Here is a 7,131-nt window from a genome sequence, read left to right as displayed (position 1 = left end):
GTTTTAAGGGTTAATATTTCTTGTTTCAACTCTTTAAATATAATCCTTAACTGTCAGATTTTATCGTGTCTATTTCAGTTATTCCTTTACAAAATTCTTATTACTTCATGTTCAAATCAGAATTCGTTCAGATCGGTTTCCCGTTTCTCCTTCTGAGTCTTATACTCTGATGGACTAAGGCCTGTAGCCTTCTTGAACTGTGTAGACAAGTAGGTAGCACAGCTATACCCCATCTCTTGCGAGATTTCTAGGATAGTCAGTTCATCATACTCCAGTAATTCCTTTATTCTCTCTATTTTTATCTCACTGTAAAACTTTTGAATATTCTTACCTTCGAGTTTAGTGAAAATATGGGTAAGATGGCTGTAGTCATAGTGTAAACGGTCGGTTAAAATTTTTGAAAGTTTCTGGTCCCCAAAATTCTCTTCTTTATAAACCTTTGCAATAACAATAGATTTAATCTGGTTCACCAGTCGCTCATTTTTTTCAAAAATAAGCTCAAATCCCACCTTAAGCAACTCCTCCTGGAGCAGCTGAAATTCCTGGTCAGAAAAAGCCCTTTCCAATTCTGCCTCCCCCAAAGACACTCTTTTAAAAGGAATTTTTAATGCAGTCAATATCTCTCTTACGCTCCCTTTACATCGCTGACAAACTACATTTTTAATTTGAATTATATTATGATTTTCAATATTGTTCGAATTCCTGTCAATTAAAATTTCCTTTTTCATTGTTGCTGGTTTATTAGTTCTTTAGGTTGCATGCTTAGTCATTTATCCATCGTCAATCTGCACTGACTTCGAAAGGAATATTAATTTTCTTTCTTTCCCAAGCGAGAGAAATAACTCCTTCATCATTTTCTTTTTTTTGAACTTCATAAGTCAGCGCCTCCTGGATATTCTCCAACGTCTCAGATTTAACTTCCAGAACAACTACATTTTCTTTTTCATCATATTCATCCTTTCCATGTTGGTCCCATCGGGAATTGAACATAACCTTCCAATTTTCTTTTCCGGGTATTGTAAAAAAAGCATATTTCCCGGCAGGCAATGTTTCACCCCCAATTACCAAATCTTTATTGGTTTCTATCCAGGTGGCTTTGTGAGCACCGGCCTGCCAAACCGTATTATAGCCAACAAGTCCGCCAAAGATTATCCTGTCCCGTACCCTCGGTGAAGAATAATCTATGTGGATATGTGCACCATTAATGATGGCCATAGCACTGGTATGTGGGCTTAAGACTTTCTTGTTGGTGTTACTTTTTTCCTGTTGATGGTTTTCATGTTGGGCTTGCATTCCCTCTAAGGCAAACAAAGCAAACAGTATGTAAAAAATGGAATTGGTGATTTTCATAATTCAGGTTTTAAAGATTAATTGTTATTTATTACTACATCAATATTTTCTGTATTGATGTTTGAGAAAAATTTTAGGGCTCCATTCTCATAAAGGGAGTCCAGGGCATTTAACGAGGTGGAAAGCTCTTTGGTTTCATAGTTTTGGTAATCTACAAACCGAATACCTTCTATGACCCTTGGGTTTATCGCTTTCCTAAACCTTATCCCGCCATTGTTGGTGAAAAATTGATACGCCAGATAATCAACCGTGAAATTTTCTTTGTGGATCCAGTACATAAATTTATCATGATAATCTGTCCCGCCGCCTTCTTTTCGAAAACTTACTTCAACTTCATAATAGGGTTCACCTTCTACTTCATCCTCTCCTGACAGTTTTTTTATCGCGGCCGGGGAATTGAGTACGTAAGGTATCTGCACAAAGTAGTGGACAGAATTTACCCCATCACTTATCCTGGTAACCATAGAATCTGGAACAGTGACAGCTTTATTGTTTATAAAGCGCTTCAGACCCTCATTGCTGAGAACATCATGTGTGATCTTACCGGTGGAATCCTTTACGATGCGCTCCAGCCGGAACAAGTCTCCACTGCGTTTGCTCTTATATCTCCTGTTCCTAAAAGTGAAATCGATTTCAGCATTTTCATAATTTTCCCCACCGGAGACCTCTATACTTTTTTCAATAATTTTCTCACCTTCTGATTTCTTTTCGGAAGTGCCACAAGACAGCAATAATACTGAAACCAGTATAGCAGTTTGGACAGGATTTTTGCGACACAAGTTTTTCATTTTAGGTACTCTCATTTTAAAATTTTTTAAGCATTTTTCTAACCGAAGGAGAGGAGATGTACCATAGTACAAAACCACTCAGCACCGTTACAAGTCCTAACAGGGAAAAGATACGCAGCACAAGGTTGTTAAAATCATCTCTACCTTCGTAATCCATGGTGTGGGTCATCCACAAGAAATCAAACCAGCGCCAATCCCGGTGCCTTACGGTTTGAAATGAACCATCGGAGACCGAAACATAAGCTTTAATGTTCCCTGCAGTTTCGTAAGAAATCACATAGGCAGGCAAAGGCCCGCCCCGGTATTCGTGATGATCTCCCGTTTCTTCAATCATTTCAATTCCAGCTATTCTAAGATCTTCTCGCATATACTTTCCGGCGATTGCGAGAGCCTCTCCTTCAGTTATTCCTTGTTTTTCCTCCCCGGTTTCAGCGTCTATCAATTTTTCCTCGTTTACCAGATAAAAAGGTTTTCCAGCTATATCTTTAAGCTGAAGGGATTTCACACCCCCGGGCAATTCTGCAGGAGCTATTAAATTACTGAAGACTGCCTGTTCCACATGATGTTTCCTGAAGTGGTCGCCGTGGATCTCATTAATATCTGTCCAACTAAAATACATTCCGCTTACTGTCCACATAATAAATTGGATCCCAATGAATAGCCCCAGATAGCGATGGGCTTTTCTTAATTTTAATGCTGTTTTTCTTTTGACCACTATAATTTATATTTCTAAAACTTTTTATAAAAACCCTGCACCTGAAATACTAACTAACCAACTAAACAAATTTACAGGCACAGGGGGCATAGTGTAACTCTCTTTACCTTACTTCCATGGCCAAAGAATCCATCCAGGCAATGAATACTTCCTTTTCTTGAGCCGAAAGTTTCGCATCCCAATGCACCAGGGTATAGGATTGCAACGGCATTTTTCCATCTTCCACCTGGCTGCTTATAGAGCGCAATTTGCTGCTTTGCCGCCGGGAGGAATACTCCCCGAATTCACTAAAATTCAATTCTGCCTTGCCTTTTTCAATATGATCGTTCAAATACCAGGTAAACGGCTGGATCTTATTATACCAGGGATAATCGGTGTTATTGCTATGGCAGTCATAACAGGAGGTTTGCAGGATTTTATTAATGCTTTCCGGCACCTCGTAAATTACCGTAAAATCTGATTTAGGTATATAATCATCCTGATTGAGTTTAGTGGGAATAAACTGTATTCCCACAAACGCAACTAATAAAGCCAGGCCGATGATCTTCAGAAATTTCATTTTATTAAATTTCTTTCTGGACCTCCCCACAATCAAGCATACTTTGTCCAAAATAAGGGTTTCTTATTTCTTCACTGGTACTTAACCAAATTGCACCTTTATTGTCATTGTACATGGGGCAAAACTGTTGGTAAAGTGTCCCGGGAGAACCTGTTATTTCCAATAAATCTACCAGGTCAACGCTCAAAATGTCAAAATGCTCCCTTTGGTGCGCCATATCGCTCATAGTAATATGCTCCGCATGTTCTTTGGCATCTTCAATAATTTCGGTAAGTTCCTGCTGATCTCCGGCTTCATAACCGCTCATATCAAAGTTTTCAAAAGCTGCTACGAGATTTTTACCAGCTTGCGCAGCCCCTTCCGAATTATCGTCTACCAGGGCATCTTTTAATTCCATATAATCATTAACAATACGTTCGGTTTGTGAATCCTGGATTTCACTGCCAGACATATCTTCTGAAGCTTGTGACCCACCTTCCATCTTATCTGAATCGGTGTTCATATTTTCATGATCCATTGTTGAATGGTCAACGCTCCCTTCTTCATTGTTGTTCTTACAGGATACTACTGTTAAGCTTGCAAATACTAACATTGCAATTCCAAAATTTACTCTTAAATTTTTCATTTTAATTTGTGTTAATGGTTATTAAATTATATTGATTACTTGTTAAAATCTTATACTAAGTCCACCCCCTGCACCAAACCGATTGTCATAGCTTCCCATGATGGAAAAGTTTTTTGCCAGGAAATATTCGGCCCCCACGGTAAGGACTTCTTCTTTTTCAAAGTTTTCCCCTTCGGGAAGTTCATTTACCCAGCCAAAATCTGCCTGGAATTCATATTCTCCAAAGATTGCAATCCTTCGGAAAAGCAGAATTTCCCTGCTCAGGCTTATTTGTGGGCGCAGCTTATTGTCCAGGCGCACATCCAAATTGAACATGTAAGGAGTGAAATACCTAATCCCTGCTATAGCGGTAGTAGCAATTTCATCCAGGCTATTGGCACCTTCATTTTCCACATTTACCCCACCAAAAACCCTAAACCAGTCGTTTAAATAACGTTCATACGTAAGTTCTGCCTCCAAATTTTGATTCCAGCCATATTCCCCACGGACAGTAAACTGGTTGCGAATGTTCGAAGAAATTAAATTGAATCCCGTCATATGGGAAGCGACATCCACCAATCCCCAGGTAAAAAAGTGATTGCTCGTATTGGTGAGGGTCTTGAGGGGATGATCTTCCAGCCGCTCATCCCTTGGGGTTCCGTAACTAAAGATTCGCGCCATCCCGGCATCCAGGTGATAAAGAATGTGGCAATGAAAGAACCAGTCGCCATATTCATTGGCATCAAATTCAATCACCACTTTTTGCATAGGTGCCACATTCACCGTGTGTTTTAACGGGGAGTATTCCCCGTGTTCGTTTATGACCCGAAAAAAATGCCCATGTAAATGCATGGGATGGTGCATCATTGTAAGGTTGTTTAGGGTTATACGGGTTACCTCTCCCTGTTTTATCTTTATTTTATCACCTTCAGACAAGGGGACACCGTTTAAACTCCATATATAACGCTCCATATTACCGGTTAAATTCAGGAGGATCTCCTTAACGGGTTTATTTTCAGAAAAATCGGTTTTTTCAGGGGCTTCCAGGTAATCATAATTAAATTCCGAAAACATGCCGCCTTGCATGTCCATTTCCTGATCCATTTCTTCTCCAGCATCTTTATCCATCTTCATTTTTTCCATCTCCTCCTCATCCATATTATCGTGGTCCATCATCATCGTGTCGTTGGACTTTTTCATTCCATCCATCTCATTCATGTCATGGTTCATTCCTTCCTGATCCATACCTTCCATTTCACCGTGGTCCATACCTTCCATTCCGTCCATCTGCATACCGTATTTTTCTGCCGTTTCGTGCGGTGTTTCTTTACCCGGGTTAAATTTCATTGCAGGGGCTCCCATTTTCATGTCCATGTCTGCCATTTGTTTCATCATCCCAATTAGGTCTGGTTTGGGCACCTCTGGTGCACTTATTACTGACCCCTGGCCAAGGAATGCCGAGGTTTGGCCGGTACCGTCTTGCGCAGTAGCCCGAACTTCCAGTTTTCCGCTCTCGGGAATGGTAACAATAAAGTCATAAGTTTCAGCTACGGCAATGAATGTTTTGTTACGCTCTATAGGTACTACGTCCAATCCGTCTGCAGCTACCAATAACGGGGTTTCTCCTCCAAATGTCAACCAAAACTGGGTAGAGGCCGCTGCATTTATAAATCTTAATCTTACCCTTTCTCCCGGTTCAAACTCAGGATATTCCTGGCTCGTCGCTCCGTTTGTAATGAAAGCAGGATAATACACATCAGATATATCCATCCCTTCCATGCGCTGTTTCCAAAAATTAAGCTGGGCTCCCAAAGCTCCTCTCCCAATTGCTTCACTTAAAGGAACAACTGTTTTCTTTTTTATCCCGTACCATTCTAATCCTCGTTTTAGAGTTCTTAAAACCTCGCTCGGCTTTTCATGCGTCCAGTCAGCTATGACCAAAACTAAATCTGTGTCATAATCCAGATCCTCCTCAGGGTCTTCAATCACAAAAGAACCGTAAACACCATCCTGCTCCTGTAAGGCTGTGTGGGAATGGTACCAGTAAGTTCCTGCCTGCTTTAGCTCAAATTCATAGGTGAACGTTTCTCCTGCTTTAATAGGTGGAGTTGTTAAATAAGGTACTCCGTCATGAAAGTTTGGAAGCAGCAGACCATGCCAATGAACCGAAGTCTCAACATCCATTTCGTTTTTTACGTGGATAACAGCATACTCTCCTTCTTTAAATCTCAAAGCTGGACCAGGAATACCACCATTTATAGTCATTCCCGTTTTTTCTTTACCTCCTATATCTACCACTTCCTGATCAATAGTTATAGTATATTCTCTTACAGGTAAGTTATTAACATTTCCCTCTACCGATGGAGGTTTTTGGGCGTGTGCAAAATTTATAGTTATAACTACCAGCAATACCGAAAAAAGATATTTTTTCATTTCATTTTAATTTAAACAATTAATTATCAGTTGAATATGAAGCAATTATAAGGAATACCTCACTTCTAAAGTGTAATCTGCAGGAATATTTCTACTCACTCCTATAACAGATATTACCACCAGCTATTAACTAACCGGCACTGACAAAAAGGTTTCAATCAAATAAGGAAAACCTGATCCCGAAGATAAATATTATGGATCAGCAAAGGGGGAGAATAGAATTTATAGGCTGGCACCTGCCGAGGTATGCCATTGAATAGAGCAACATAGGAATTCGCAAGTGCTCCTAAAAACACCTGTTGCTCAAGATCCAGAGATAAAAATGAATTTTTCAACTCGTCCTGACCTTCAACCAAAATTTTTTCGTTACTACAACAATGATCCTTGTTTATGGAAGTGCCCCTATCGGAATGATCATGAATTCCCATTACGCAACTTTTAGCTTCAGAATAGACAGCCATATCCATTAAGAGTCCCCCACAGAAATGTTTGTCTACGGTAAAGGACGAAGTAGACAGCAACACTGTAAGTGCCATTAGAACAGAAATAGTATTATGAAATGTTCTTTTCATCGTCAATGGAGAAAACATTGCCATAACAGAAATGATCTCGTGATTTTTTCGTATAAATAGCGAAATTACCAAAAAAAAAGCAGTCAGAGTTATACTATTATGGAAAAATG

8 protein-coding genes are annotated in these 7,131 nt (G+C 39.7%); all 8 read right to left on the bottom strand.

Going from position 1 to position 7,131, the window contains the following annotated elements; translation table 11 throughout:
* Positions 1–116: 116 nt before the first annotated feature.
* Positions 117–728: a helix-turn-helix domain-containing protein gene (locus ACW6QP_RS03295; protein WP_457909407.1), complete on the bottom strand. Its 612-nt coding sequence runs from the start codon at positions 726–728 to the stop codon at positions 117–119.
* Positions 729–780: 52 nt separating this feature from the next.
* On the bottom strand, positions 781–1,350 hold the full coding sequence (locus tag ACW6QP_RS03290) for a DUF2911 domain-containing protein (protein ID WP_457909406.1): 570 nt from the start codon (positions 1,348–1,350) through the stop codon (positions 781–783).
* A gap of 17 nt (positions 1,351–1,367) precedes the next feature.
* Positions 1,368–2,138 (bottom strand): DUF6503 family protein, encoded by a 771-nt coding sequence (locus ACW6QP_RS03285; RefSeq protein WP_457909405.1) that lies wholly within the window; start codon positions 2,136–2,138, stop codon positions 1,368–1,370.
* A 16-nt stretch (positions 2,139–2,154) separates the two neighbouring features.
* Positions 2,155–2,853, bottom strand: coding sequence for a PepSY domain-containing protein (locus ACW6QP_RS03280; RefSeq protein WP_457909404.1), 699 nt, complete (start codon positions 2,851–2,853; stop codon positions 2,155–2,157).
* A gap of 103 nt (positions 2,854–2,956) precedes the next feature.
* Positions 2,957–3,412 (bottom strand): heme-binding domain-containing protein, encoded by a 456-nt coding sequence (locus tag ACW6QP_RS03275; protein ID WP_457909403.1) that lies wholly within the window; start codon positions 3,410–3,412, stop codon positions 2,957–2,959.
* A 4-nt stretch (positions 3,413–3,416) separates the two neighbouring features.
* Positions 3,417–4,037: a DUF3347 domain-containing protein gene (locus ACW6QP_RS03270; RefSeq protein ID WP_457909402.1), complete on the bottom strand. Its 621-nt coding sequence runs from the start codon at positions 4,035–4,037 to the stop codon at positions 3,417–3,419.
* Positions 4,038–4,079: 42 nt separating this feature from the next.
* Positions 4,080–6,449 carry a multicopper oxidase domain-containing protein gene (locus tag ACW6QP_RS03265; RefSeq protein ID WP_457909401.1) on the bottom strand — a complete coding sequence of 790 codons (2,370 nt, stop codon included), beginning with the start codon at positions 6,447–6,449 and terminating at the stop codon, positions 4,080–4,082.
* A 158-nt stretch (positions 6,450–6,607) separates the two neighbouring features.
* On the bottom strand, positions 6,608–7,021 hold the full coding sequence (locus ACW6QP_RS03260) for an HYC_CC_PP family protein (protein WP_457909400.1): 414 nt from the start codon (positions 7,019–7,021) through the stop codon (positions 6,608–6,610).
* Positions 7,022–7,131 lie beyond the last annotated feature (110 nt).

Source organism: Salegentibacter haimaensis, from assembly GCF_054121495.1.
Note: the sequence above shows the minus strand (reverse complement) of the source record. Positions and strands in the feature narration are given on the sequence as shown.

Coding starts and splice junctions, on each gene's coding strand:
- ACW6QP_RS03260 (WP_457909400.1), bottom strand. CDS start 7,021: ATGAAAAGAACATTTCATAATACTATTTCTGTTCTAATGGCACTTACA.
- ACW6QP_RS03270 (WP_457909402.1), bottom strand. CDS start 4,037: ATGAAAAATTTAAGAGTAAATTTTGGAATTGCAATGTTAGTATTTGCA.
- ACW6QP_RS03285 (WP_457909405.1), bottom strand. CDS start 2,138: ATGAAAAACTTGTGTCGCAAAAATCCTGTCCAAACTGCTATACTGGTT.
- ACW6QP_RS03265 (WP_457909401.1), bottom strand. CDS start 6,449: ATGAAAAAATATCTTTTTTCGGTATTGCTGGTAGTTATAACTATAAAT.
- ACW6QP_RS03290 (WP_457909406.1), bottom strand. CDS start 1,350: ATGAAAATCACCAATTCCATTTTTTACATACTGTTTGCTTTGTTTGCC.
- ACW6QP_RS03275 (WP_457909403.1), bottom strand. CDS start 3,412: ATGAAATTTCTGAAGATCATCGGCCTGGCTTTATTAGTTGCGTTTGTG.
- ACW6QP_RS03295 (WP_457909407.1), bottom strand. CDS start 728: ATGAAAAAGGAAATTTTAATTGACAGGAATTCGAACAATATTGAAAAT.